The following is a 26468-nucleotide window of genomic DNA, read 5'->3' on the forward strand; positions in this document are numbered from 1 at the left end:
TCGGTGCCGTTTTTAGCCTAGAACGAGATGGAACCACTGAGCATCAGCGGATCACCCTCGAGCCGGCGACGTACGTCGAACTCATGCAGCCAACGCAGGGACACCGACATGCTCATATCCTCATGCTTGTGCTGGTAGGAGATGATCGCGCCCGCCGCCAGTGAGTGCCCACGAAAGCCATCCAGGCGATCGGCCAATGCACCGCTGTCGTCGCCGACCTGCTGCAGCCAGCCGCCTACGCCGCCCAGACCCCAGCCGTTCTGCCAGCGCTTCATGACCTGGGAGTCGATATGGAAGACCGCACCACTGCGGTAGTCGGTGGCGTCGTTGCGGGTGGAGAAGTCGATACCGGCAGCGGTACTCCATTCCACGGTGCCGTGGCTGGCCAGCTGCGTATAGGCGACGGTAGGCGTGTATATCCAGGCGTTGAGGCTGGGGTTGGCCAATCGGTTGGGATCGTAGCTGCCCGCCGGTGCGGATATCGAGACCGAGAGCGCAAGATGATGGGTTTCATCGAAATGGTAGCCGGCGATTACCGGAGAAAAGCTGATGTCGTACAGGTCACCCTTGAAGCTGTCGCTGACCCTGCGGTTGAACGGGCCTGCCGATACGTCTGCACTGAGATCGACGCTGGCGAAAGGGACTGTCACCAGCGAGGCGAAATTCCAGCGCCCGGTCTTTGCCGGCCAGACATAGAGTCCGCTGAGCGAGTACAGGTCAAACGTCGCGTCCATGCCAAGCGCGGCAACGCCGCTGATGGGCAGCTCACGGTCGGTATCGAACTGGCCGGAATAATGGACGTAGCCCAGCGCCAGGTTCAAGCCGGGCTTGGGCGGGACGACGCCGGCGTAGTCGGTGACCTGAAGGCCGGTGATCGACCGGCCCAGCCCGCCCTCAACCGCGCCCGCATCGAGGCTGAGCGCAAGCAGCGAAATGAAGCCGGCAAGCACACCGGCAACAACAACGGGAGAGGGCTGTGTGCTCATTGTCACCGGTCCGCGCGGAGGGAGGTGCGTGCAACGTCAATGCCAAGGATTCGGCATGCGCAAAAGCAGAGCAATACGTAAACACTCGCAGGCTGCCCCGGTAAAACTACGTTGTTGCCGGCAGCGTTGGACAACCGCTGCAATCGCCTGATTGTTCGACGTGATGCGGGCCGCCGGTATTTTTACCTAGGGCGTACCAGCAGATTTCCGGCTGGAAGGAATTCACCTCCTTCAACAGAATGCATCGGTGATCCGCCATCGCCTTGATGGCGAATTCCCTTTCAGGAGCATCCTCATGCCAGGCAAGTTCAGCGGTCGTATCGAACTGGATATCCGTGACTCCAAAGCGGATTGGGATGCATTCCTGGATAAACGCGCACCCGCCGGAGCGCCGAACGTACTGGTGATCCTGTATGACGATACCGGGCAGGCGGCATGGTCGCCTTACGGCGGCCGTATCCAGATGCCAACGCTGGACAAGCTGGCAAAGAACGGCCTGATCTACTCGCAGTGGCATACAACGGCGGTGTGCTCACCGACTCGCTCGTGCTTCCTCACCGGCCGCAATCACCACGCCAATGGGTTTGGCTGCATCTCCGAGGCCGCCACCGGTTTTCCGGGTTATGCCGGCCACATTCCGCTGGAGAACGGCACCATGGCGTCGATACTCCGCGACGCAGGCTGGAGCACGTTCTGGGTTGGCAAGAACCACAACGTGCCGGTCGATGGCTTCGGCATGAGCGCATCCAAGAAGCGCTGGCCGCTGGGTCTTGGTTACGACCGCTTCTACGGTTTCATTGGTGGTGAAACCAACCAGTGGTACCCGGAACTGATCGAAGACAACCATTTCGTCGATCAACCTGCGCAGCCGGAGGAGGGCTATCACTTCTCCAAGGACATCGCCGACAAGGCGGTATCGTTCATCCGTGACAGCGTTCAGTGTGATCCGGAAAAGCCCTGGTACATGTGGTACTGCCCCGGCGCCAACCATGCGCCGCACCACGCACCGCAGGACTACATCGACAAATACCGCGGCCAGTTCGATGACGGATACGAGGCTTACCGCGAATGGGCGCTCAAGCGCATGATCGAGCGCGGTGTGCTGCCTGCAGACACCGTACTTACCCCGATCAACCCCTTGCCCGCTGACCGGACTCCGCCCGATGACAGGGTGCGCCCATGGGACACGCTCAACGCCGATGAGAAGCGGCTGTTCAGCCGCATGGCCGAGGTGTTTGCCGCCATGTCCGAGTACACCGATGTGCAGATCGGGCGGGTGATCGACTATCTGGAAGAATCCGGTCAGCTGGACAACACGCTGATCTTTTACTGTGCCGACAACGGTGCCTCCGGTGAAGGCTCACCCAGCGGCTCGGTCAACGAGAACCGGTTCTTCAATGGCTATCCCGACGACGTTGAATCGAACCTGGCGATGATCGACAAACTGGGCTCGCCCGATACATACAACCACTACCCAACCGGGTGGGCTGTCGCCTTCTCCACCCCATACCGCATGTTCAAACGCTATGCATCCTATGCCGGCGGCACCTGCGATCCGCTGGTGGTGCACTGGCCCAAGGGCATCCGTGCCAAGGGTGAGGTGCGCCACCAATACCACCATTGCACCGATATCGTGCCAACCATCCTTGAGGCCTGTGGTGTGCCTATGCCGGAGTTCGTCGACGGTGTGAAGCAGGCGCCGTTGGCGGGTGTGTCGATGCTGTACAGCTTTGACAATGCGCAGGCCGCCACCACCAAGAAGACCCAATACTACGAGATGGCCGGTACCCGCAGCATCTGGAACGACGGCTGGAAGGCGGCGACCGATCACGCACCGATTCCATCCGATCAGGGGCACTTCGACAAGGACACCTGGCAGCTGTTCCATACCGATAGTGACCGTGCTGAAGCGCATGATCTTGCCGCCAAGCATCCTGAGCGGCTGGAGCAGCTGAAAGCGCTCTGGTTGAGTGAAGCCAGCCGCAACAACGTGCTGCCGCTGATCGATCTGGGTGTTCGCGCCATGCACGCCGCCGAATATCACGCGCCCCAGCGCGAGCGCTATGTCTACTATCCAAACACCACGGAAGTGCCCGAGGCGGCGGCAGCGCGGACTCTGGGGGTGTCGTTCAAGATGCTGGCCGAAGTTGATTTCACGCCCGAAAGCAAAGGCGTAATCATTGCGCAGGGCTCACGTTTCGGCGGCTACTCGCTGTTCGTCAAGGATGGCAAGCTGTTCTACGTCTACAACTTCCTTGGCATTACACCGGAGCAGCAACTGGTCTGCGATGCGCCGAAGCAAGGTCGGCACGTGGTTGGCGTCGAGTTCGTCAAGCAGAGCATCAGCAAGCAAGGTGAGGCGTTCGGCACGATGACGCTGCATCTGGATGACGCGGCGATGGCGAGTGCGCAGTTCCGCACGCAGACCGGACGCTACATTCTTTGCGGTGAGGGTCTTTGCGTCGGCTATGACGGCGGTGACGCGGTAAGCAAGGAATACAAGCCGCAGTTTCCGTTCACTGGCGGATCGGTACTGAAGGTGGTGTTCGATCTTGCCGATGACGCGTACGAAGACATCGAACAGAAGTTCGCCGCGAAGCTGGCCAGAGACTGAAGCAATACCTCAATCCAGCTATTTCCAGCTGTGGCGCGCAGGTTCTTTCGTTGCCTACTGCCAACAGTGGCTGACCAAGCCTGGCCTGGTCGGATAGCGCCTTGCATCTGATCGGGCTGCAGTTGCGGTTGCCAGCTCGCCGCCATGGGGGGCTGCAGTCGGGCGTTCGGCTGGAACTGCATGGCGGAACCCGGGCAGCTCCACAGCCCAACGTGGCTCGTATTTTTACTGGCGTTTTTGCGGTGTATCTACGCTGGATCAGCGCTTCAGCGGCGATCTAAATTCAGTGGCGACGGCCTGCGGTCGTGGGGTGGTCCGTGCGCATTGAGTGCGTTGACTCGAAAGCCAGTCGGTAACTACTCGCCTGTGTGGGTGCCTCGCCTCAAGCCGACAGCGGTGGGTGAGGGCACCTCACCGGGCCAGCCAGGGAACAGTCCACGTGTCCAACCACTCCTACTTTCGGCTCCCCGATGCTGTGCGGCTCGCTGCTGTTGCGGTACTGCTGGCAGTGCTTCCCCCGCTGGCCGTTGCACAGGTATCCAATACCGCGCGTATCGCAACGCCAGCGGGCGTCACCGATACCGATCCGTCGAACAATACCTCGACGGTTGTGACGCCCCTGGTTGGCACATTGAATACCGTCAAACGCTCGGATATAGGCAGTGGTGTTTCGGTCAGCATCGGCCAGACCCTCACTTACACGCTGACCACCACGGTCGCTGGTGGCCCATTGGGCAGCACATTGACCTTGACCGATACGTTCAGCGCAGGTCTGGCGTTCGGTGCGGTGACCAGCGCTGGCAGCTTCAGCTGCAACAATGCCGCGCCGGTGATCTGCACGCTGCCATCGGGCACCGCCCCAGGCAGCTACAGCGTGTCCTATACCGCGGTGGTCACGCAGGCTGCGGTCAGCCAGGTCACCAATACCGTCGTACCCAGCGATGGCACCTGCACCGAGTGCAGTACCAACAATCCGCTGGTGACGGTGGCCACATCCAAGCGGTCCGACGTGGGCGCGGGCACCGCCGTCGAACGCGGGCAGACCATCACCTACACCGTGACCACCGTGGTCAGTGGCGATGGTAGTTTGACCTCGCCGCTGGTGCTGACCGATACGCTCAGCAGCGGGCTCACTTTTGGCAGCATTGTCTCGGCGGGCGCTTTCAGCTGCGTGGCTGGCAACCCGGTCCGCTGCACGCTGCCGGTGGGCACCGCGGCGGGCACGTATCCGGTCAGCTACAACGCCACCGTCAACGCCAGTGCCGTCACCCAGGTCAGCAATACCGTGGTACCCAGCAGCGGCACCTGTACCGATTGCAATACGGTCAATCCACTGGTCGAGATCACCACGCGCAAGAGCTCGAACGTCGGCGACGGTGCGCAGGTGGCGATTGGTGACATCCTGGTCTATACGCTGACCACCACCATCAGCGGCGGCGCACTGGCACAGCCGTTGACGCTGACCGATACCATTGGCAGCGGGCTGACCTTCAACCTGATCACCCGTGCCGGCGCGTTCGCCTGCAATGCGGCAAATCCGGTGGTCTGCACGCTGCCGGCCGGAACCCCTGCGGGCACCTACGATGTCAGTTACTCAGCCACGGTGGCGCCAACGGCAACCGTGTCGGTGCGCAATGCGGTGGTTGCCAGTGCCGGCACCTGTGATCCCTGCAGCACGCTGGACCCGTTGGTCGACGTGCTTACCCGCAAAGAATCCGATATTGGCAGCGGCACCGGCGTGCAGGTCGGGGACACCATCACCTATACGCTGACCACACAAATCTCGGGTAGCGGCAGCCTGCTCAGTGAGCTGGTGTTGACCGATACGCTCAGCGCTGGACTGGCCTTTGGCAGCATCACCAATGCTGGCAGCTTCAGCTGCACCGGCAACAATCCGATCCGCTGCACGCTGCCCACCGGAACCGGGCCAGGCGTATACAGTGTCAGCTACACCGCGGTCGTGCAGGCCAGCGCCACGGCGTCAGTCAACAACACCGTGGTGCCGAGCCAGGGCGATTGCGTCGACTGTTCGACCGACAATCCGCTGCTGCAGATCAGCAGCAGCAAGACCGTCAATGTCGGCACCGGCACCGCCGTGCAGCGTGGCCAGCTGCTCACCTATACCGTGACCACCGTGCTGAGCGGCAATGGCAAGCTGAGCCAGCCGCTTACCCTGACCGACACCTTGGGCGCCGGGCTTGTCTTCAACGCGATTACCGCCAGCGGGGCGTTCTCCTGCACGACCGGCAATCCGGTGGTGTGCCGCTTGCCGGTAGGTACAACGGCCGGCACCTACGCGGTCAGCTATACCGCCTTGGTTGGCCAGGATGCCACCACATCGGTCAGCAATAGCGTGGTGCCCAGCGAAGGCACCTGCACAACGTGCGACACGGTCAATCCGCTGGTGGAAATAGCCACCAGCAAGAGCGTCGATGTCGGCGCCGGAACCGCGGTGGCGCGCGGCCAGAGCCTGGTCTATACGGTCACCTCGGTGATCAGTGGTGGCGCGCTCACCACGCCGCTTACGCTGACCGATACCTTCGGGCCCGGGCTTGATTTCGGTGCGGTGACTGCCGCCGGCAGCTTCAGCTGCAATGCCGCTACGCCTGTGGTGTGCACGCTGCCTACCGGCACCGCTGCAGGCAGCTACAGCGTCAGCTACAGCGCCAAGGTGAATGCCGCCGCCACCACGGCAGTGCACAACAGCGTGGTGCCCAGTGATGGCAGCTGCACTGTATGCCAGATTGACAACCCCTTGTCCGAGCCGGTTGTCAGCTATGCCAAGAGCGTGCTGCTGCCCGCAGGCCAGACCGAGGTAAAGGCGGGCGACAGCCTGGTCTTCACCCTCACCACCAGCGTAACTGTGGCACCGACCACCGATGTGGTGACCCTCACCGACACGCCGGGGCCGGGCCTGCAGTTCAGTGCCATGGGCGATGCTGGTAGCTATAGCTGCAATGCAGGCAGTCCGTTGGTCTGCACACTGCCGGCGGGCACCGCGATCGGCAGCTATGCCCTGACCTATACGGCGGTGGTGACAGCCGACGCCACCGGCAGCGTGCGCAATGCGGTACTGGCCAGCGGCGGTGATAACCCCAGTTGTACCGTCAACTGCGGCACCGATACGCCGGTGCTCACCCCGGTTGTCGATGTAAGCAAGTCCGCCGATCCCAGCAGTGGCACCCAGGTCGCGCGCGGCCAGGTGCTGCGCTACACATTGACCACGGTGGTTGCCAATGCACCCACCACCAAGCCGCTGGTTCTGGTGGATAGTGCTGACGCCGGCCTGACGATCTCCGCGCTGCCGGCGCAGTGCAGCCAGAGCGGCAACATCGTGACCTGTACGTTGCCTGCGGGTACCGCCGTAGGCGTGCATGACCTGAGCTACAACGCCACCGTCAATGAGCAGGCCGGCAGCGTGGTTAACAACACCGTGGTGCCCAGCGGTGGTGGACCGGAACCACCGGTCTGCAACAACTGCGACACGCAGCATCCGGTCGATGACCCGCTGCTGCGCATCACCAAGACCGCCGGCGTGCGCGAAGTGAAAGTCGGCGACCTGGTGCTGTACACGCTGCGGATCGAGAACGTCAGCGGGGTCGACCTAGTCAACGGCAGCGTGGTCGACAGCACCCCGGCGGGCTTCAGTTTCGTCGCCGGCTCGCTGCAGCAGAGCGGCGGTGAACCGTTGCTTGTCAGCGGTGCAGGCCCGGTGCGACTGGGCGGTCTCAACCTGCCGGCCGGCGGGGTGATAACCGTTGCCTACCTGATGCGCGTCGGCGCCGGCGTGCGCCAGGGCTCCCATATCAACCAAGCGCAGGCCTTGTCGCCGGCCAATACGCCTATTTCCAATATCGCCACCGCCGAGGTGGTGCTCAGCCCGGATCCGCTACTGGATGAGAGCCTGATCATCGGCACGGTATTCGACGACCGCGATGGCGATGGTTGGCAGGACCGGGCGGACCTGAGCAAGGTAAGCGTGCAGGGCGGGTTTGCCGCAGCGGACTATGTGCCCGGTTCCACCGTCGTGCTGCGCGATGGTGCGGAGACAGCGCAGGCCGATGCAAGCGCACCGCTGTTGCGGGGCTTGGCACTGGGCGCGATCGCCGCACGGCAATCCGATGCCGATCCGGCCGAACGCCATCAGGTCGTCATCCGTCAGCGCCTGCGCGCGGCGAATTTCAGCGATGACTTCGTGCTGACCAGCGCCGAAGGCTTCAGCCTGCGCATGGACCCGGCCGGACAGACCCGGATGGAGCTTTCCGGCGATGCACGCAAGGGTTTGAGTGCTGCCCAGCCGCAGGTACAGCGGCGGGTGTTCGAGGGCGCTGACGGCACCACGGTCGAGTATGTGGTCAGCAATGACGGCGTTGATGAGCGTGGCATCCCCGGCGTGCGCATCGCCTCGGTCGAGGGGCTGTTGATGGAAACCGATCAGTTCGGCCGCTACCACCTGGTGGGTGTGAACGGCGGCGCATGGGAACGCGGGCGCAACTTCATCCTCAAGGTCGATCCGGCGACCTTGCCAACCGGTGCCGAGTTCACCACGGACAATCCGTTGCTGAGGCGTATCACGCCGGGGCTGCCGGTGCGCTTCGACTGGGGTGTGCGGTTGCCGACAGCGCGCATCGCTGGCAGTGAGGAACGGGTAGAGCTGGTACTGGGCAAGGTGTTGTTCGCGCCGGGCAGTGCCGAGATCCCCTCCCGCTATGCAAACGTGGTTGACCGCATGGCCGAGCAGATCCGGGGCCGTCGCGGTGAAGTCCTGGTCAGCGCCGATGGGCAACCGCCGGAGTTGGCGTTTGCCCGGGCCACTGCGCTCAAGGCAGCGCTGGCCTCGCGCCTGCAGGCCGAAGAGCTGCAGCAGGTGCAGATCAGCGTACGTAGCGATGACAGCGCGCAGGCGCCGTTGGTGGCCGGCTGGTCCAACGAGGAGGCGCTGCTCGGGACCGTGCTGTTCGATAACGACAAGGCCAGCATCCGGCCCGAGTTCAGGGCATTGATCACGCAGATGGCCGCGGCCCTGGAGCGCGATGGTGGTGGCCAGGTGGGCATCGTCGGCCATACCGACGTGCATGGCAGCTACGACTACAACGTCAAGCTTGGGCTGCGCCGCGCCCGCGCGGTACAGGAGGCGATCACCGCGCAGTTGTCGCCCGCCCTGCGCGACAAAGTCAGGGTGCAGGCCGAATCCGACCCCAATGCACCGCTGGACGCTCCGCTGCAGGAGGGAACGCCATGAAGCGCAGATTGCTCGATTGCACATTGGCCGGGCTGTTGGCCAGTGGCGCTGCCGCTGCGCAGGTGCCGCCTGGCGTTGCCTCACCCGCGGCCGAAGCGCCAGCGTTGGACTGCAGCGACAACGGCTGCAGCAATGAGCAGGGCCTGCTGTTCCAGTTGCGTACACGTAGCTATGACCAGCCGGTTACCACAGGGACCAGCCCGCGTTCCTCGATAGAGGCGTTGCAGCCGGACCGGCGCGTCACCGTTGCCCGGGAACTACCCGGGCAGGCCATTGCGGTTGGCCGTTTCTCGGTGCAGCTGGCCGATGGTGGCGTGGTCTGGGCAACCGAGGATCCCAATCTCGGGCAGCCGGAGCTGGCGGTGTCGGCCCCGTCATTCGCGGCTTACGACGGCCAGAGCATTATCGCGCCGGTACGGTTTGCGATACGCAGCAACTACCCCGCGTTCATCCAGCGGATGGAGCTGCGCGTGTACCGGGCGGCCGACCTGGACCTGATCGAGCCGCTGGCGACGGTTGCGGTTGCGCCTACCGGTGTGGCCCAGGCCGAATGGGATGGCGTGCTGCCGGCCCGCTATCGTTATCGCGCCGGTGATGATCTGGTCTATTTGCTGCGCGCTTATGCAGCCGATGGCGCCTGGGATGAAACCGCACCCAGTCGCCTGCAGCTGGTAACGCCGGAAGAAGCAGAGCGGGGCAACCGGGCCCTGCGCGACACCACTGAGAAAGCCCTGGGCAGCGCATTGAGCGTAGACCAGGCGCAGCAGCAACGGCTGGTCGATGATGTGTTTTCGCGCAATGGCCTGCGCCAGCAGAACATCGCGGTGTATGGCTCGCGGGTGCGCATACAGGGACGGAACTTGCCCCAGGGCCGCAGCCTCAGCATCAACGGCGAGCCTTACCCGGTCGACCTGGAAGGCAAGTTCGTGGCCGAATTCCTGATGCCTGTCGGCCGCCATGGGTTTGATATCGCCGTGCAGGGGCCGGGGCAGGGCAGTGCAACGCCCGTCGCTCAACACCAGCAGCTGGAAGTGGATGTGTCCGGCAGCTACTTCTTTGGTATCGGCCTGGCCGATGTCACCATCGCGCAGAACGACATCGGCCGTTCGACCGCGCCGTTGAGCGTGGATGGGCGCTACCGCGACGACATCATCAGCGATGGGCGGCTCGCCTTTTATCTGAAGGCCAAGGCGCGCGCCAAGTACCTGATCACCGCGCAGGCCGATACCACCGAACAGGACCTGGGCCATCTGTTTGACGGACTCACCAGCGCCACACCGCAGGATATCTTCCGGCGGCTGGATCCCGATCTGTACTACCCCACCTATGGCGACGATTCCAGCACCTACCGCGATGTAGACACCATGGGGCGCTTCTATCTGCGCGTGGACTGGGACAAGAACCAGGCACTGTGGGGCAACTACGCCACCGGCTTGACCGGCACCGAATATGCACAGTACGTGCGTTCGCTCTACGGCGCCGCGGTGAACTGGCGCTCACGCGCGATCAATGCCTGGGGCGACCCGCGTACCGAGCTGCGTGGTTTTGGATCGCAGGCTGAAACCGCACCGGGCCACAACGAGTTTGCCGGCACCGGTGGCAGCCTGTACTACCTGCGCAACACCGACATCCTGCCGGGCTCGGATATCGTGGTGCTGGAAATCCGCGATCCGGCAACCGGCCGCGTCGAGCAGCGGGTGCCACTGGTACGCGGCGTGGATTACCAGATCAACGAGCTGCAGGGGCGCCTGTTGCTGACCCGGCCGCTGGCGCAGATCACCCGCGAGAACGTGCCCACGCTCACCCGCGACAGCCCGCTGGACGGCTATGAGCAGCGCCTGGTGGTGGATTACGAATGGGTCCCCAGCGACTTCGATGATGACAACATCACCGCGGGCGTGCGTGCCAAGCAGTGGCTGGGCGATCACCTCGGCGTTGGCGTCACCTACGTCAAGGAAAACCGCAGCGGTGAGGATTACACCCTCAGCGGCGCCGACCTGACCCTACAGGCTGGCAAGGGCACCTACCTAAAGGCCGAGTACGCGCATACCGAATCGTTTGGCGCGCCGGTGTTCTATTCGGACAACGGCGGCATGAGCTTCGTGCAGAGCAACCGTCTGCTGGGCCAGCGCAAGGGCGACGCGCGTTCAATCGAAGCCCGTGCCAATTTCAAGGAGCTGGGCTGGACCACGCTGGACTGGAGTGCAGGCGCATGGTGGCGCGATACCGATGCAGGCTACTCAACTGCCCGCTACGACACCAACCGGCCGGTAACCGAGTATGGCGCGGAGCTGCTGGGGCAACTGACCAACGATCTCAGCCTGTACGCACGTTACAGCCGTGCCGAGATCGGCCGGCAGGCGCTTACCCAGGCGCAGGCCAGCCTGGAATGGCGCATCGGTGACTACGACACACTCAGTGGCGAGGTCCGTCGGGTCGAAGAGCAGCGCCTGTTGAGCAGCGCGACTGGCGTATTGGGCGCGCTCAAGTATGCGCATCAATTCGGTACCAGCCTGAACCTGTATGGCCTGGTGCAGGCCACACTGGACGATGATGGTGGCCAGTACGAAGACAATAATGCGCTGGTTGCGGGCGGCAAATATCTGTTCGGCGATCAGTCCTCGGTCACTGCCGAGGGTAGCGTCGGCGATCGCGGCAACGCGGCGCTGTTGAGCGGCGAATACCGGCTCACACCAGAACATTCCCTGTATGCCGGCTACACCTATTCCACCGACATCACCGACCAGGAGTCGCTGTTCGAACCCAATCGCCAGAATGGCTGGACGCTGGGCCAGCGTTGGCGCCTGTCCGAACGCAGCAACATGTTCAACGAGAGCCAGTTCATCAAGGAACCACAGCAGTCTGGCCTGGCGCATACCTACGGCATGGACTTCTATCCGGCGCAGGGCTGGAACATGGGCTTCACCCTGCAGAGCGGAGACCTGGAAAAGCCAGGTGGCGCCAATGTTGACCGGCGCGCGGTCAGCATCAGCGGTGGCCATACCTCACCGGCCGCCGATTGGCAGAGCAAGATCGAGTGGCGGCGGGACCAGGGGGCGGAGAATCGCACCCAGTGGGTAACCACCAACCGGCTGACATGGAAGATCAACGAAAGCTGGCGCATCGCTGCACGCATCAACTACTCCGATACCGATGACGATTACGATCGGCTGGCCAACGCGCGCTTCATGGAGAGCAACCTGGGCTTTGCCTGGCGGCCATGGAACAGCACGCGCTGGGCCCTGTTCGGCCGCTATACCTATCTGTATGACCTGGCCACGCTGGGCCAGGTAGGCGGTGCCCAGTACGACCAACGCACCCAGGTCTTGTCTCTGGAAGGGGTGTACAAACAGGACCAGCATTGGGAGTACGCGGTGAAGCTGGCCCGTCGCGAAGGTGATGTACGCATGCAGCGTGGCTATGGGCCGTGGTTCGACTCGGCTACCAATTTCGCTGCCGCGCAGCTGCGTTACGAACTGCGCACGCAGTGGCACGCCTTGGCCGAATACCGATGGCTGGACGTTGCAGACGGCGGTACCCGGCAGGGCTTTCTGGTTGGTCTGGACCGCGATATCAGCCGCAACTTCCGTTTGGGCGTTGGCTACAACTTCACCGAGTTCAGCGATGACCTGACCAACTTCGACTATGACCATCGCGGCTGGTTCCTCAACATGACCGGCATGTATTGACGGCGCGGCGCACTCCAGGACAGATGCCATGACCATGACCCGTATGCAGCCGCTTCCGCGTGACAATGCTCGCCCAACTGTGCAGCTGCAGCTTTACCAGTTGTTGGCGTTGTGGCTGTTGCTGCTGGCGTTGGCGACGCAGGCAAAGGCGCAGACCAGCGCGGGGGCCGAAGCGGGTGACGGTGGCGTGCTGCTGACCGTCAGCAACAGCCCGGCGCTGGGCGCTGCCGATCTTGCCGATGATCACTACCGGCCCGGCAGCGACATCACCTATCAGCTGCGTGCCACCAACAACGGTACGGCGGCGTTCCGCGGACGCCTGCAGAGCAAACTGCCTGCTGGTATTACCCAGGCGCACTGGGCATGCCTGAGCGATGGCGGTGCACGCTGCCCCAGTGCCCAGGGCAGCGGCGCTGTTGATGCGATGACGCATCTGCCTGCGGGCAGCAGCGTGACCTACCAATTGACGATCTCCGTTCCCGCCGATTACCCGGACCTTCATCCATTGCTTGAGCTGGAGGCCGCCTTGCAACCGGTGGAAGGCAGCGCCGCACCACGCCTGAGCGCGCGCGACAGTGACAGCGCGCAGGCAGATGCCGGATTGCCGGCGCCGACCGCACCGACGTCGACGCCGTCCCCGGGCTCGGTGGCTGATCGCAACGCTGCGCCGCGTGCGAGCGGCGGCCTGCAATCCTCCTCCGGTGGCCTGCGCTCCGGCCTGGGCGCGCCCCGCCTGCTTGGCCTCGGCGGGCCGTTCAGCCAATGCAGCCCGGACATGTTCATCAGCCAGGCCGCCTCCGGCCAGGACAACACCACCTTGTCGCGGGTTGATACCAGCTCGGTGCCGTTCACGCTGATACCGCTGGGTACCGGCAGCGTGCCGTACAACGCGGTTGGCTACCGGCCGGCGGACAATTTCCTGTACGGCATACGTATCGGCAATACCAACCTGGTGCGCATCCATTCCGATGGCTCCACCGAGGTGCTTGGCGCTGTCAGTGGTTTGCCGGCACCGACCAGCCCGCCGGTGAACAACAGCTACAACGCAGGCGAAATCGGCACGGATGGTTTTCTATACGTCAAAACCCAGAATGTGGTGAGCGCCATCTATCGTATCGACCTGACTACGCTGCCCGGCACCGCCACGCGCATCAATCTGATCGGCGGCACCGTCAGCGGCGCCGATCTGGCGTGGATAAATGGCCGCCTGTACACGGTCAACCAGAACGGCACCGTCGCCTGGATTGATCCCGGCACCGGCCAGGTCACCACATTGCCTGTTGCCAATGGCGCCTTGGGGAATGTCGGCGCGCTGTTCGGCACGCCTACCGCCTTGTACGGTTCACGCAACGACCCGGGTGGCTTCTACGAATTCGATCTGACCACCGGCGCCGGTACGCGGCTGTCGGGCTCGCCGGTGGTCGGCAGCAATGACGGCGCGCACTGTGCTTCGGCAGAAATCGTGCTCGGCGTGGATGTGGGCGTCAGCAAGACCAATACCCCCGCACAGGGCCCCAACGATTTGCCCAGCGACACTTACCTGCCGGGAACCAATGTCGTTTACACCATCGTGGTGAGCAACCGTGGCCCGGTGGGTGTGCAGAACCTGCGCGTACGCGATGCCTTGCCTCCGGGCATAAGCACCGCAAGCTGGACCTGCCAGATAACCCAGGGAGAAGGCGAGTGCGGCCAGAGCAGCGGTACCGGCGCCATTGATGATCAGCTGGATCTGGAATTCGATGAAACCAATCGCATCGTGTCCCAGGCCACCTACACCCTGACCATGGCGGTGCCGCTGGCGTACCCGCAAAGCCACGCAATGCTGACCAATACTGCAACCATCACTCCGCCGACCAGCTACACCGACGCGACACCGAATGACAACTCGGCCACGGATACTGATCCGGCACCGCAGACTGACCTGTCCGTGGTCAAGACCACGCCCAGCGCCAGCGTGCGTATCGGTGACACCATCAGCTACACGTTGACTGCCAGTAACCTGGGCCCGGCCGACGTCAGCAATGCCGTCCTCAGCGATACGCCCAACGGCCGGCTGGATTGCCTTAGCCCGAGCACGCCGCCAACCTGCAGTGCCACGGGTGCGGCGTCGTGCCCGGTCTCACTGAGCCGCGCGGCCTTGTTTGGCACCGGGGTGATCATTCCCAGCTTGCCAGCCAACAATGGCACCGTTCTGGTCACCGTCAGTTGCCTGGTCATTCCCTGAATGCAGGCGCGTACTGCAAGCGTCGACTGCAAGCGGCTGACGCGCGCGGCGTAGATTGCCGCCCAGCCGGTGATGCCTTTGTTTCCGCGCCCTGGCTGGCGCCAGGCAGTAGTTTTACCGCAGCGTGATGCGTTGAATTTCGGTTTCGTTGCACACCGCGCCGCTCGTAGTCTGGCAGCGCATCGCGTCCGGATCCAACCGCTGATCGGCAGGTGGAACCACGGCTGTGGTCACGCTCTGCAGCCGGGTCAGCAGGGCGGCTTTCAAGCCGGGCAATCGATGCCTGTTCAATGCCCCAATCGCAGCCGGAGATATACCGTGAACAAGGTCGGCGTTCTTCCTCCCGCCGCTGCGGGCAACGCAGCAGGCGCAATGCGCATTACCGAGGCCTATGTGCGCATGCTCGCACCGCACGTCTACTTCTGGGCATGGCCGATGGTGAATATCTACAACCGGCGGTTGGTGTTCGACAAGGCACCCAGGCCGGGGCTGATGAACGGCGTGCTGCCATTGGCGCCGTTGAACACGCTGTCGATGCTGCACGACTACATCCAACCCGAGCAGCGCTGGGTGGCGTGTCCCAATCAGGACGTGGTGTATGGCGCCGGTGTCATTGCCCTGGATAAAACACCGGTGATCGTGCAGGTACCCGATTTCGGTGGCCGCTTCTGGGTCTACCAGGCAGTGGATATCCGTACCGACAGCTTTGCCCGCATCGGCGCGATGTATGCGACCAAACCGGGTTTCTATCTGCTGGTGGGGCCGGACTGGCAAGGTGACGTGCCGCCCGGAGTAAGCCAGGTCTTTCGTGCCAGCAGTGACACCGGCATGGTCGCACCGCGTGTATTCCAGGATGACACCGACGACGACCGCCGCGCAGTGCAGGAGGTGATCGCGCAGATCGATCTGTATCCGCTTGCCCAGTTCGACGGAACGATGAAGCGCCATGATTGGCGAACCCTCCCATCCTTTGCGCAGCCTGGCAGCAACGATGCCGGCGGTGAGACCCAATGGGTGGTGCCACAGACCTTCTTCGATCAGCTGGCGCCGGTGTTGGCCGATGCACGGCCGCTTGCAGGTGAGCAGGCGCTGTACGCGCAGGCAATGGCGCTGCTGGCGGCAATCCAGCAGGACCCGTCACTGAAGGCAGCAGCCATCGACGCGGTCAGCCGCGCCGATATCGAGGTGATCGGCCCGTTATTGCAGTTCCGCAACTGGGGCCTGCCACGCGGCCAGCATTGGTCAACCGTCGACAATGGCGCCGCCTTCGGCACCGACTATTTCGCCCGGACTGCGGTAGCCCGCTCGAACATCCTGGTCAATACCGCCCGCGAGACCAAGTACCTGTACCAGGACCTGGACAGCGAAGGCGAGCGCTTGAACGCCGCGCACCGCTATGAGGTCCGGTTCGCGGCCGGCCAGACACCGCCCGTCGATGGGTTCTGGTCGCTGACGTTGTATGACGCGCACCATTTCTTCGTGCCCAATGCACTTCATCGCTATTCGCTGGGGACCAAGAACAAGACCTTGCAGCTGGAAAGCGACGGCACGCTGATTATTCATGTACAGGCCGCTTCGCCCGGCAAGGAGCGTGAAAGCAACTGGCTGCCTGCACCGGAGGGCGCCGATTTCTCGCTGTTCCTGCGTGCCTACTGGCCCAAGCCGGAGATTCTGGATGGGCGCTGGACGCCACCGGCGGTCCACCGCGTTGGCTGAGTTTTCCCGCAAGGGCCGGGTTGAGCCGGATACTGAAAAGCTGGGTCGTAAACGGTTGCGCCGCGCATGATGTCGAATCATGGTCGGCTGTGGTTCTGAAGTTGACCATCGGTTTGCAGGCGCGGCTATGGAGCTGGCGCCGAAAGGGCATCTGCGCCAGCCAGCGCTCAATCCGGTGCCTTGGTCGGAATGAACGGTGATACCGGATCACTGGCAGGAAAGGTTTCCTCCAATGCTTCGTCCTGATTCTGGCTCTCATGTTCCTTGCGTTGCTCACGTACATGCGCCGGCTCGGGTATGCCTCGGGCTTCGGTTGGCTCTGGCGGGTCCTTGCGATCTCTGGTCATTGCCGGAATTCCTCACAGTGAATGGGTGAACAAAACGAACAGCCGTTGACACAGCCGCCTCAACCGCCTGGCCGACGGCTGAAAAGCTACGCATATTCACGATAAGGGCATGTCGAGATGATGTGGCTTTTTTGGGAAAACTGCGGCCTTGGCGATACCCCGCGATGATCCAGACTCAATCGCCGAGCGGGGGAGAGCAATGTTCAGTTGCCACACGGCATTCCAGCCAAATGGAAGCTGTTTGTGACTGGACGGCGTTTCGCTGCGCTTTATTCTTTTCGTCGACACCCGCCATGCTTGCCGCCCGTAGTTTCGCAAAAGCGTGTCTTCCTGCTCTTGCTTCGCGTGAAAAGAGACTGATGGCGCCAGGAGGAAGCTCTTGGCTGTCTACACCAGACCAGCCGTGCTTCAGTAGTTCTACCAAGCTGATCGTGTGGATAGTACTGATGCAAGGGCGGAGCTGCGGTGCAACTCTGGTCCCCCTGTATCGGGACGCAACTCGGCTCGTGTAAATCACTGCTCACCATGGCGATGTGACGACAAAAATGTGCCTTTCATGGTTGCGCTCGCTGGCGACAGGCCGGTCGCCGGCCTGGGGGCCCAACGTGGTATTGCCCGGCTTGTACGGGAAGCAAAGAACCATTCCCAGTTGTTGCGTGGCTTTATCCAGCCGGTCCTGCCCGTGCCTCCGCTGTCTGATCTTGATCGCAGGCCTGTGTATCCGACCGGATTACCAGCACTCGACAAAGCGCCTTACATACGAGGAATCCAGCATGGCTACCAAGGCAGTTCCTTCCAAATCGCCGGCGAAGAACGACCGCCGAAACTCTGGCGAAAAGAAGCCCAATATCCTGGTTATCTGGGGCGACGATATCGGCATAAGCAACCTCAGCTGCTATAGCCGCGGTCTGATGGGATACCAGACCCCCAATATCGACCGCATCGCCAACGAAGGCATGATGTTCACCGACTCTTATGGTGAGCAGTCATGCACGGCCGGGCGTTCGGCGTTCATCACTGGGCAAAGCGTCTATCGTACCGGTCTGTCCAAGGTTGGCCGGCCCGGCGGAAAGGAAGGCTTGCAGCCCGAGTCGGTGACGATTGCCGAGCTGCTGAAGGAGCAGGGTTATGCTACCGGCCAGTTCGGAAAGAACCATCTAGGCGATCTCAACAAATACCTGCCAACGGTGCATGGTTTCGACGAATTCTTCGGCAATCTTTACCACCTCAATGCCGAGGAAGAGCCAGAGATGTACGACTACTTCCCGGAGAAGAACTTCCCGAATTTCCGCAAGACCAACGGCCCGCGCGGGGTGCTGCATTGCTGGGCCACCTCCAAGGACGATGACACGGTGCAGGAGCGCTGGGGCAGGGTGGGCAAGCAGAAGATCGAGGACACCGGGCCCCTGACAAAAGCACGCATGGAAACCTGTGACGACGAGTTCGTGGCGAAGGCCAAGGACTTCATCGGCCGCGCGCACTCAGGTGACACCCCGTTCTTCTGCTGGGTCAACACCACCCACATGCACATGTTCACCCATACCAAGGCCAGCAGTCTGGGCCAGGCCGGGCGTTGGCAGTCCCCTTACCATGACTGCATGATGGACCATGATCGCAATGTTGGTGATCTGCTGGACTATCTGGACGAGCTCGGCATTGCCGACGACACCATGGTGATCTACTCCACCGACAATGGGCCACACCGCAACTCCTGGCCAGATGCCGGCACCACGCCATTCCGCAGCGAGAAGGACACCAACTGGGAGGGCGCCTTCAGAATCCCCGAGCTGGTGCGCTGGCCTTCAAGAATCAAACCGGGTTCCGTCTCAAACGGCATCATCCAACATCATGATTGGTTGCCGACCTTCCTGGAAATGGCCGGTGCACCGGAGGTAGTGGACAAGTTGAAGAAGGGCTACAAGGCCAATGGCAAGACCTTCAAGAATCATATAGATGGATTCAGTCTGCTGGGCCATTTGACTGGCAAGGAAGCCGACAGCCCGCGCAAGATGTTCATCTACTTCAGCGATGACGGCGACGTGCTTGCGCTGCGCTACGACAACTGGAAAGTGACATTCATGGAGCAGCGTTGCCGTGGCACGATGCAGATATGGGCCGAACCGTTCACCCCGCTGCGGTTGCCCAAGCTGTTCAACCTGCGCACTGATCCGTATGAGTATGCGGATATTACGTCCAATACCTACTACGAGTGGTTCCTTTACCACGCCTACATCATCTATGGCGCATGGGGGCTGGCCGACAAGTTCGCACAGACGTTGAAGGAGTTTCCGCGGGTACAGGAGCCGGGTAGCTTCACCCTGGACGATGCCTTGGCGAAGATGGACTCGTTGTCGGCAAAGGATTGATGGCACGTCAATCGCGCCGTCGCCCCAGTGCTGGCGGCGCAACTCCCTAAGTGCTTGAGGAGCTGCCCACAATGAAACCGACGCTTCCTTCATGGAACAACGGGCCGGTCAGGTCCGCTATCGAGGACTTCGTATCCGGGGTTGTCGCACCAGGTGGCCCGCAGTTTGTCGCACCATCAGAGCGGATCGCGGTGTTTGATAACGATGGCACGCTGTGGGCCGAGTATCCGATGTTCGCACAGGTTTGCTTCAGCCATGAAAAGCTGCGGGAACTGATCGTCGCAACGCCGGCGCTGGCCGGGAAGCGCGCGTACAAGGCGATGCTGGCCGGCGATATGGCGGCCTTGAAGGCCATGCCCAAGCAAGAGGTATTCGAGCCGGCATTGGCGGTGCATGCCGGTATGACCGTGCCGCAATTCCAGGCGGATGTGGCCGAATGGCTTGGGCGTAGCCAGCATCCTCGCTATCAACGTGGCTTCGACACCTGCTACTACCAGCCGCAGGTGGAGCTGCTGGAGTATCTACGCGCCCATGGGTTCAAGACCTTCATTGCCACTGGCGGTGGCATTGAGTTCGTACGTGCGGTGTCGCAGCGCCTCTATGGGATTCCGCCGGAGCAGGTGATCGGCTCCAGTACCCGTGCGAAGTTCGACTTCGCTGGAGGCCATGCCGAGATAGTGAAGCTTGCCGAACTGGGGAGTTTCGATGACCGCGATGAGAAACCGGTCAACATCGAGCTGCATATTGGCCGTCGCCCTATCCTGGCATTCGGCAATTCCGACGGCGACCTTGCAATGCTCCGCTACGTACTGGGCGGAAAGGGGCCGAATCTCGCGTTGTTGCTGCGCCACGATGACGATGCGCGGGAGGCCGCGTATGACAGGGACTTCCACGTCAGCCCGCTCGACCAGGCGCTGGATGCCGCCGGCAAGGAAGGTATCCATGTGGTCAGCATGCAGCGCGACTGGACACGGATTTTCCCCTGAGTTCTACCAGCCTTGCCGTGGTGGGCCGGTGAGCCCGCGCTGCATTGGTTTGCCGCGGCAAAACACGCTTGCCTGATCGACGGAATAACGGATAGCCCAACCCACGCCAGTGGGCTGGACTATCGCTTCAAACGAACCGGGCAAACTCACCAATCGGTGGGCGCATAGTCCTTCAGGAACTGTCCCCAGACGTGCTCGCCGGTATTGAAGCCGTGGATGATCGGGTCAACGATGCGTGCGGCACCGTCGATGATGTCCAAGGGCGGGTGGAAGCGTTCTTCCTGCACCTTGCGGGCGGCCAGGCCTGCCGGATCCTCGTCGGTCACCCAGCCGGTATCCACGCTGTTCATATGGATGCCGTCGTTCTGGTAATCGGCTGCCGAGGTGCGCGTCATCATGTTCAGCGCGGCCTTGGCCATGTTGGTATGCGGGTGACGGGTGGTCTTGAAGTTGCGGTAGAACTGCCCCTCCATCGCCGACACATTGACGATGTGCTTGTCGCGCTCGGGCGTGGCCAGCATCAGTGGCTTCAGTCGCGCATTGATGATGAACGGTGCGATGGCATTGACCAGCTGTGTCTCCAACAGCTCCACCGACGGCACTTCGGCCATGCGCAGGCGCCAGGAATTGCTGTCGCGCAGATCGACCTGTTGCAGGTCCTGGTCCAGACGCCCATCGGGGAACAGATGGCGCTGGCCCAGCAGTTCATCGGCCAACAACGGCACCTGCGACAGCTCGGCGGCGCGGGTCAGCCCGTCGGCGCCAACACCCTGCGGCGATGGCAGCGCAGCGGCGGCTGCCACCGGCAACAGATCGGCGCTGCGCAGGCCTTCGTAGTTGCCGATCAGCTTGCGGATCGTATCCGGCAGGCTCTGCACGGCGGCGGTTTCGCCGGCCATCATGTGCGCGTAGAACTGCGGCGGCCGGCGCACGGTCTGGCAGGCGTTGTTGATGATGAAATCCAAACGCGTGCGGGTGGCCAACAGCTCGCTGCAGAAGGCTTCCACACTGGGCGTATGGCGCAGGTCCAGCCCATATACCTGCAGACGGTGGCCCCACACGGCGAAGTCGGGCTCTTCGGCGTAGCGTGCCGCCGAGTCACGCGGGAAGCGTGTGGTGACGATCAGCTCGGCACCGGCACGCAGCAGTTTCAGGCCGGCCTGATAGCCGATCTTGACCCGGCCGCCGGTCAGCAAGGCGACGCGGCCATGCAGGTCTGCAGTCTCGGTGCGCTTGATGTAGTTCAGATCGGCGCAGACCGGACACATCTGGTCATAGAAATGATGCAGCTGGGTGAACTTCTGCTTGCATACGTAGCAATGGCGCAGTTCAGGCGAGTGCACGGGCTCCTCGGCCGCGGCAGGGCCTTCGCCGTTGCTCGCGTCGTGCAGGCCGGCCGCGTGCGGCGGGAAGTAATTCGGCGTGCTGAACACCGGCTTGCGGCGGAGGGCGCGGATACCGGTCTGGTCAAGCAGCGCCTCGGACTTGCGCACCTTTTCCTGGTGACGCTCACGGGCCTGCTTCTTCAGCATCTGCCGGCGCGCTTTCGGTTCGGGGTGGAATACCTTGGCCACCACCTGGTGCAGGCGCACGCGGTCAGCCTCGGACAAGGTGTCGAGCATGCTGCGATCCGCTTCGATGGCCTCCAGCAGGTCCAGCGCTTCGCGCAGGCGGTCTGCCAAGGGCAGGGCAGGGTCAACAGGTGTGGCGATGGTGTTCAAATGACAATCCGGAAAGAGCGGCGGCAAGCCGTGGATGGACAGCAGAGCGGTGACCGCCTCGATGCGGGTCCATGCTGTAGCAGGCCGGGAGCGCGTGGCCGGGGGCAATTGTCCCAGATATCAGGGGGTTGGCGCCAATCTGTGGCCGCCATGGGCGGCGCAGGCTGGTTTTTCGCCAACGTGCACGGCAGTGGTTCAGGCTGGAGGCGCAGCGGGAGCCGGGAAGCCACAGCGCCCGACACGCCTGCCATTGGCGCTCGGCTCTGATCCGCGCCGGCCATCTGGATTTGAAAGCGAATGGCCGCGCGGGCCCTCGGAGCGCACCGGCTTGTGTGCGGTAGCTCGTAGATGAATGAGTGTGGGCTGGCCGCGCGCGGACGCCAAACGCTGACCCCGGCAGCGCGGCGCTGCGCCCATGACTGGGCGAGCAGCGCCGGCTGGCGAACTAGTTCGAGGATCGACTGGACTGAGGTACTCGGCGTAGCTTGCTGACGTCATAGCCCATTGCCTGGATGCGCTGCACGGCACTTTGATAGTCGGCTTCGCTGACCTGCGGGGTGCGCGCCATGTACCAGACGTAATCCCGCTTGCTGCGCGCAACGATGGTTTGGGCGTAGCTGTCGTCCAGCCAGGCGATCACATACTCCGCCTTGATCGGCCAGATGAACTGCATGCCCCAGATGGCACCGTTGCCGTGCGCCTCCACCGTGCCGATCGGATGCATTGTCTTCTGCGCCGCATCGAAGCTGCCGTTGCGGTAGGTGAAGGTGGTCTGGATGCGCCCATCCGGGCGCAGCGCGTAACGCTCCACTGCATCGAAGGCCTTGCGCTCAGGCCGTGACGGAATGTGCGCGATCACATACCAGTCGCCCATGAAGCGCGGAATGTCGACCGAATCGGGGCGGGGCAGCGGCCGCGTTTCGGTGGTGCTGCAACCGCTGCCGAACAGGGCCACGGCCAATAGCGAAAGCAGGGAGACACCGCGCATGCTGCACCTCAGTTGGGTCGAAAAAGGTAGTGCGCCACCAGCCATTCCTGGCCATCTGCATAGCCAAACAATTCGGCGCAGGCCATCCAGAACATGCGCCAACGTTGCCACCATATTTTTGCATCGGCCTGCCCGTAGGTGGCCTCCAGCACGGCCATCACCTCCACTCGCGCTGCATCCTGGTTGGCCAGCCAGAGATTGGCGGTGCGCTGGTAATGTCTGCCGTCCAGCAGCCAGCGTTTCTCCAGGTGCAGGTCACGCTGGAAGTGCAGTAGGGTGTCCACCGAGGGCATGAGCCCGCCGGTAAAGAAGTGCCGGCCCATCCAGTTGTCACCACCCACAGTCTCGAATGGGTACATCTGCGTCCGGTGGGCGAAGATATGCACGAACAACGCACCGTCGGGCTTCAGCCAGCGGGCTATTCGCGACAGCAGGCGCTCGTAGTTGCGCACGTGTTCAAACATTTCCACCGACACGCAGCGGTCGAAATGCGCGGCGGAAAACTCAAGTTCGTTCACATCGCAGGTGAGCACGTCCACGTTGCTTAGGCCGCGTGCGTCGCACTGGGACAGGATGTGCTCCCGTTGGCTGTGGGAATTGGACACGGCGGTGATCCGTGCATGCCGGTAGTGCTCGGCCATCCACAGGGTCAACGAGCCCCAGCCGCAGCCCAGCTCGAGGATATGCTGGCCATCGCGCAGTCCGGCACGTTGCGCATAGAGCGTCAGCATTTCGTCCTCGGCCTGGTCCAGGCTCTCCTCGCCGGTGGGGAAGTAGCAACTGCTGTATTTGAGCTGTTTGCCGAGGCAGGCCTGGAAGAAGGCGGCTGGTACTTCGTAATGCTGGCGGTTGGCCGCATCCACATGCAACGCCAGTGGGCTGCTGGACAGCTCGGCGATGCGCCGGCTGAAGCGCTCCGACTGCGCCTCGACACCACCTTCGGTTTCCTCATGCAAGCGTTGCGTGCACAAGTGGCGGATCCCCGCACGCAGTGCGGCATCGGGTACCAACCCACGCTCGGCCCAGGCCACCATGCCGGTCTCGGCATCCGCGGCGGGGTGCAGTGATGCGCTGTCGGTCATGGCGAATGCTCCTTGGAAGGCTTGGGAATCCAGGGGAAAAACATCGGCGTACTGCGTTGGTAGGTGCGATAGTCATCACCGCGGCTGCGCAGTGCCTGCTTCTCGGTAAAGGGGATGCCGCTGAGATAGCGTAGAAACAGGTACATCAACACCGGCCCGGCCCACGCCAGCCACCACAGTGGCGAACCCACTGCTAGCAGTACGTAGGTGAACCAGTGCAGCCATTCAAAGAAATAATTCGGATGACGCGAGTAGCGCCACAGCCCGTCGCGGCAGGTGCGGCCACGGTTGGCAGGATCGGCGCGGAAGCGCGCCAGTTGCCTGTCGGCCAGGGTTTCACCGGCAACGCTCAGCAGCCACACTGCTGCCGCTGCAACAACCCAGGCACGCATATGCGGATTCGGGTTCAACGCCACCGCGATGAAGGGCAGCGCGAACAGCAGGATCAGCATCGCCTGTGCCATGAAAAAACCGGATATCTTGCCTTGGTGTCCCTGCCAGTGCTCGCGCAGGTAGCGGTAGCGGCCGTCTTCTTCCTCGCTGCGCACCCTGTGCCACAGATGCAGCGCCAGGCGGCTGCCCCACAAGCCCGCCAGTACGCCGAGCGCGATACGTGGCAGCCAGGCACCGTCGCCCAGCAGCGCCAGCAACACTGCCGACATGGCCAAACCCAAGGCCCACAGCACGTCGACAATGCCGATATTGCGATGCCGGCGATGCCACAGCCAACCCAAGCCCATCAGAACGATGGCACCGGCCAACACCCAGATCAGATCTTTCATGGCGACACTCCACCCGCAGGATGAAAGGCTGCAGTGCGTGACCAATGGCGTGCCGCACCACACAGCAACGGCAGGGCGATACCCCAGCACACGCCGAGCAGCAGCACGCCGTGCCATGCGGGCGGCGTGAACTGCACCGCGTTGAAACCCCGCGCAGCGGACAGGTAGGCCAGCGGGGCCAGCGGCAGGCCGAATACCGCGGGCAGCAAAGCGTGGCGTTGCAGGAATGCCATCGAGCCGGTAATCGTCATCGCGAACGAGGCCCACAGCGCCATTATCCAGGGCGGTGGCGCCCAGCCCAGCGGCGCGGCGGCGTAGCGCACGCTGCCAGTGGCCGCCGCCAGGCCGTCCACCAGCCATGCGCAGACCAAGGCCAGTGCCAGCAGGCGCAGATCCACCCTCGGTTGTGCCGAGCTGGCTAGCTGGCTGCCCACGTAGAGCGTTGCCGCCAGCAGCGCCGGCCATTGCCAGCCGCGCCCGGCGCCGGCCACGGCGCATAGCCAGACCAGTTGGTTGCCGAGCAGGTTGGCCCACATGCGCATGTCAGCACCGGTCCGTTGCAGAATGGTCCGGCCGATGACCGGGGCGCGCCAGCAGCAGGTGCGAGACGCCAATGGAACGTTCCAGGAAGCCACCTTCGCAGTACGCCAGGTAGAACTCCCAGGAGCGGCAGAAGCCGGCGCTGAATCCCTGCGCATGCACCGCGGGCAGTTGCACCAGGAAACGCCGGCGCCAGGCGCGCAGGGTCAGCGCATAGGAGTGGCCGAAGTCCTGCTGGGCGATCAGCTGCAGGTCGCTGGCGCGGGTCTTGGCGGCGATGATTGCGTTGATGGAGGGGATGAAGCTACCGGGGAACACATAGCGTTTGATGTAATCCACGCTGGACCGGGCCTGCTCATAGCGGTGATCCTCGATGGTGATGGCCTGCAGCAGCGCGACGCCGTTCGGCTTCAACAAGCGCTGCAAGGTGGCCATGTAGACGTCGAGGTATTCGGCACCGATAGCCTCGATCATCTCGATGGATACGAGCTTGTCGAACTGCCCCTGCAGGTCGCGGTAGTCCTGCATCAGCAGGGTGATGCGGTCCTGCAACCCGGCGGCCGCGACGCGCTGGGATGCCAGTGCGTGCTGCTCCGCCGAGATGGTGGTGCTGGTGACATGGCAGCCATAGTGCTGGGCGGCGTGCAGTGCAAAGCCACCCCAGCCGGTGCCTATTTCGACCACGCGGTCACCCGGCTGCAGGTTCAGCTGCTGGCAGATGCGGTCCAACTTGCGGGTGGACGCGGCCTCCAGCGTGTCTTCGTCGCTGCTGAACAGCGCCGAGGAATACATCAGGTCCGGCGACAGGAACAGCGCGAAAAAGTCGTTGCCCAGATCGTAATGGGCGGCGATGTTACGCCGGCTGCCTTCGCGGCTGTTGCGGCGCAGGCGGTTCCAGCCGCGCAGCAGCCAGCCACCGGCGCGCGCCGGCCCATGTTCCATCGCGTCCAGCAGCTCTCGGTTGCGTACCAGCAAGCGCACCAGCGCCACCAGATCGTCGCAGTGCCAGTCGCCGTGGATATAACTCTCGCCGGCACCGACGCTGCCTTGTGCGGCAACCTTCCGGTAGAACGCGGGGTTGTGGATGGTGACCGTGACCTGCAGTGCGTCGGGCTCACCCAACAGCACTTCGCCGATGGCATCGCGTACGCGCAACTGTCCCGAACGCAGCGGCGCCAGCTGTGC

General features: G+C 63.0%; 16 protein-coding genes. 7 read left to right on the plus strand and 9 right to left on the minus strand.

The features are described from left to right. Window positions 1–17: 17 nt before the first annotated feature. The gene (locus tag ABB27_RS09150) at window positions 18–986 is read right to left on the minus strand and encodes a SphA family protein (protein WP_083491224.1); all 969 of its coding nucleotides are present in this window, start codon (window positions 984–986) and stop codon (window positions 18–20) included. A 295-nt stretch (window positions 987–1281) separates the two neighbouring features. Between ABB27_RS09150 and ABB27_RS09155 the strand changes: the two genes are divergently transcribed. The 4 genes from ABB27_RS09155 to ABB27_RS09170 all read left to right on the plus strand — a co-directional run bounded on the left by ABB27_RS09155 (window position 1282) and on the right by ABB27_RS09170 (window position 14755). Beyond that, entirely contained in the window at window positions 1282–3600 is a 2319-nt protein-coding gene (locus ABB27_RS09155) for an arylsulfatase (protein WP_057628389.1), read from the plus strand. Window positions 3601–4039: 439 nt separating this feature from the next. Beyond that, window positions 4040–8842, plus strand: coding sequence for an OmpA family protein (locus ABB27_RS09160; protein ID WP_152984508.1), 4803 nt, complete (start codon window positions 4040–4042; stop codon window positions 8840–8842). After that, a complete protein-coding gene (locus ABB27_RS09165; protein ID WP_057628391.1) occupies window positions 8839–12531 on the plus strand; it encodes a TonB-dependent receptor in 3693 nt (1230 codons plus the stop codon). Before ABB27_RS09160 ends, ABB27_RS09165 begins: the two co-directional genes overlap by 4 nt. A gap of 28 nt (window positions 12532–12559) precedes the next feature. Next, a complete protein-coding gene (locus ABB27_RS09170; protein WP_057628392.1) occupies window positions 12560–14755 on the plus strand; it encodes a DUF6923 family protein in 2196 nt (731 codons plus the stop codon). Between the two features lie 114 nt (window positions 14756–14869). Here ABB27_RS09170 and ABB27_RS19940 read toward each other — a convergent pair whose 3' ends face one another. Then, on the minus strand, window positions 14870–15022 hold the full coding sequence (locus tag ABB27_RS19940) for a hypothetical protein (RefSeq protein ID WP_161809635.1): 153 nt from the start codon (window positions 15020–15022) through the stop codon (window positions 14870–14872). A 51-nt stretch (window positions 15023–15073) separates the two neighbouring features. Between ABB27_RS19940 and ABB27_RS09175 the strand changes: the two genes are divergently transcribed. Next, window positions 15074–16471, plus strand: coding sequence for a DUF1254 domain-containing protein (locus ABB27_RS09175; RefSeq protein WP_211263692.1), 1398 nt, complete (start codon window positions 15074–15076; stop codon window positions 16469–16471). A gap of 167 nt (window positions 16472–16638) precedes the next feature. On the opposite strand, the gene ABB27_RS20045 is transcribed toward ABB27_RS09175, so the two are convergent. Further along, a complete protein-coding gene (locus ABB27_RS20045; protein WP_057628394.1) occupies window positions 16639–16818 on the minus strand; it encodes a hypothetical protein in 180 nt (59 codons plus the stop codon). A gap of 773 nt (window positions 16819–17591) precedes the next feature. Here ABB27_RS20045 and ABB27_RS09185 point away from each other — a divergent pair. Further along, a complete protein-coding gene (locus tag ABB27_RS09185; RefSeq protein WP_057628395.1) occupies window positions 17592–19184 on the plus strand; it encodes an arylsulfatase in 1593 nt (530 codons plus the stop codon). Between the two features lie 71 nt (window positions 19185–19255). Beyond that, window positions 19256–20170 carry an HAD family hydrolase gene (locus tag ABB27_RS09190; protein WP_057628396.1) on the plus strand — a complete coding sequence of 305 codons (915 nt, stop codon included), beginning with the start codon at window positions 19256–19258 and terminating at the stop codon, window positions 20168–20170. A 146-nt stretch (window positions 20171–20316) separates the two neighbouring features. On the opposite strand, the gene ABB27_RS09195 is transcribed toward ABB27_RS09190, so the two are convergent. The 6 genes from ABB27_RS09195 to ABB27_RS09220 form a co-directional block, all read right to left on the minus strand. Then, entirely contained in the window at window positions 20317–21891 is a 1575-nt protein-coding gene (locus ABB27_RS09195) for an SDR family NAD(P)-dependent oxidoreductase (RefSeq protein ID WP_057628397.1), read from the minus strand. A gap of 445 nt (window positions 21892–22336) precedes the next feature. After that, window positions 22337–22879 (minus strand): lipocalin family protein, encoded by a 543-nt coding sequence (locus ABB27_RS09200; RefSeq protein ID WP_057628398.1) that lies wholly within the window; start codon window positions 22877–22879, stop codon window positions 22337–22339. An 8-nt stretch (window positions 22880–22887) separates the two neighbouring features. Beyond that, complete coding sequence (locus ABB27_RS09205) at window positions 22888–23961, minus strand: SAM-dependent methyltransferase (RefSeq protein ID WP_057628399.1); 1074 nt, start codon at window positions 23959–23961, stop codon at window positions 22888–22890. Beyond that, complete coding sequence (locus tag ABB27_RS09210; protein WP_057628400.1) at window positions 23958–24743, minus strand: DUF1295 domain-containing protein; 786 nt, start codon at window positions 24741–24743, stop codon at window positions 23958–23960. The genes ABB27_RS09205 and ABB27_RS09210 overlap by 4 nt, the downstream gene beginning before the upstream one ends. Continuing rightward, entirely contained in the window at window positions 24740–25285 is a 546-nt protein-coding gene (locus ABB27_RS09215) for a DUF2878 domain-containing protein (RefSeq protein ID WP_057628401.1), read from the minus strand. Before ABB27_RS09215 ends, ABB27_RS09210 begins: the two co-directional genes overlap by 4 nt. 1 nt (window position 25286) lies before the next feature. Further along, a partial coding sequence (locus tag ABB27_RS09220; protein ID WP_057628402.1) for an SAM-dependent methyltransferase occupies window positions 25287–26468 on the minus strand: 1182 nt, incomplete at its 5' end.

The organism is Stenotrophomonas terrae (genome assembly GCF_001431465.1).
Lineage (GTDB): Bacteria > Pseudomonadota > Gammaproteobacteria > Xanthomonadales > Xanthomonadaceae > Stenotrophomonas > Stenotrophomonas terrae.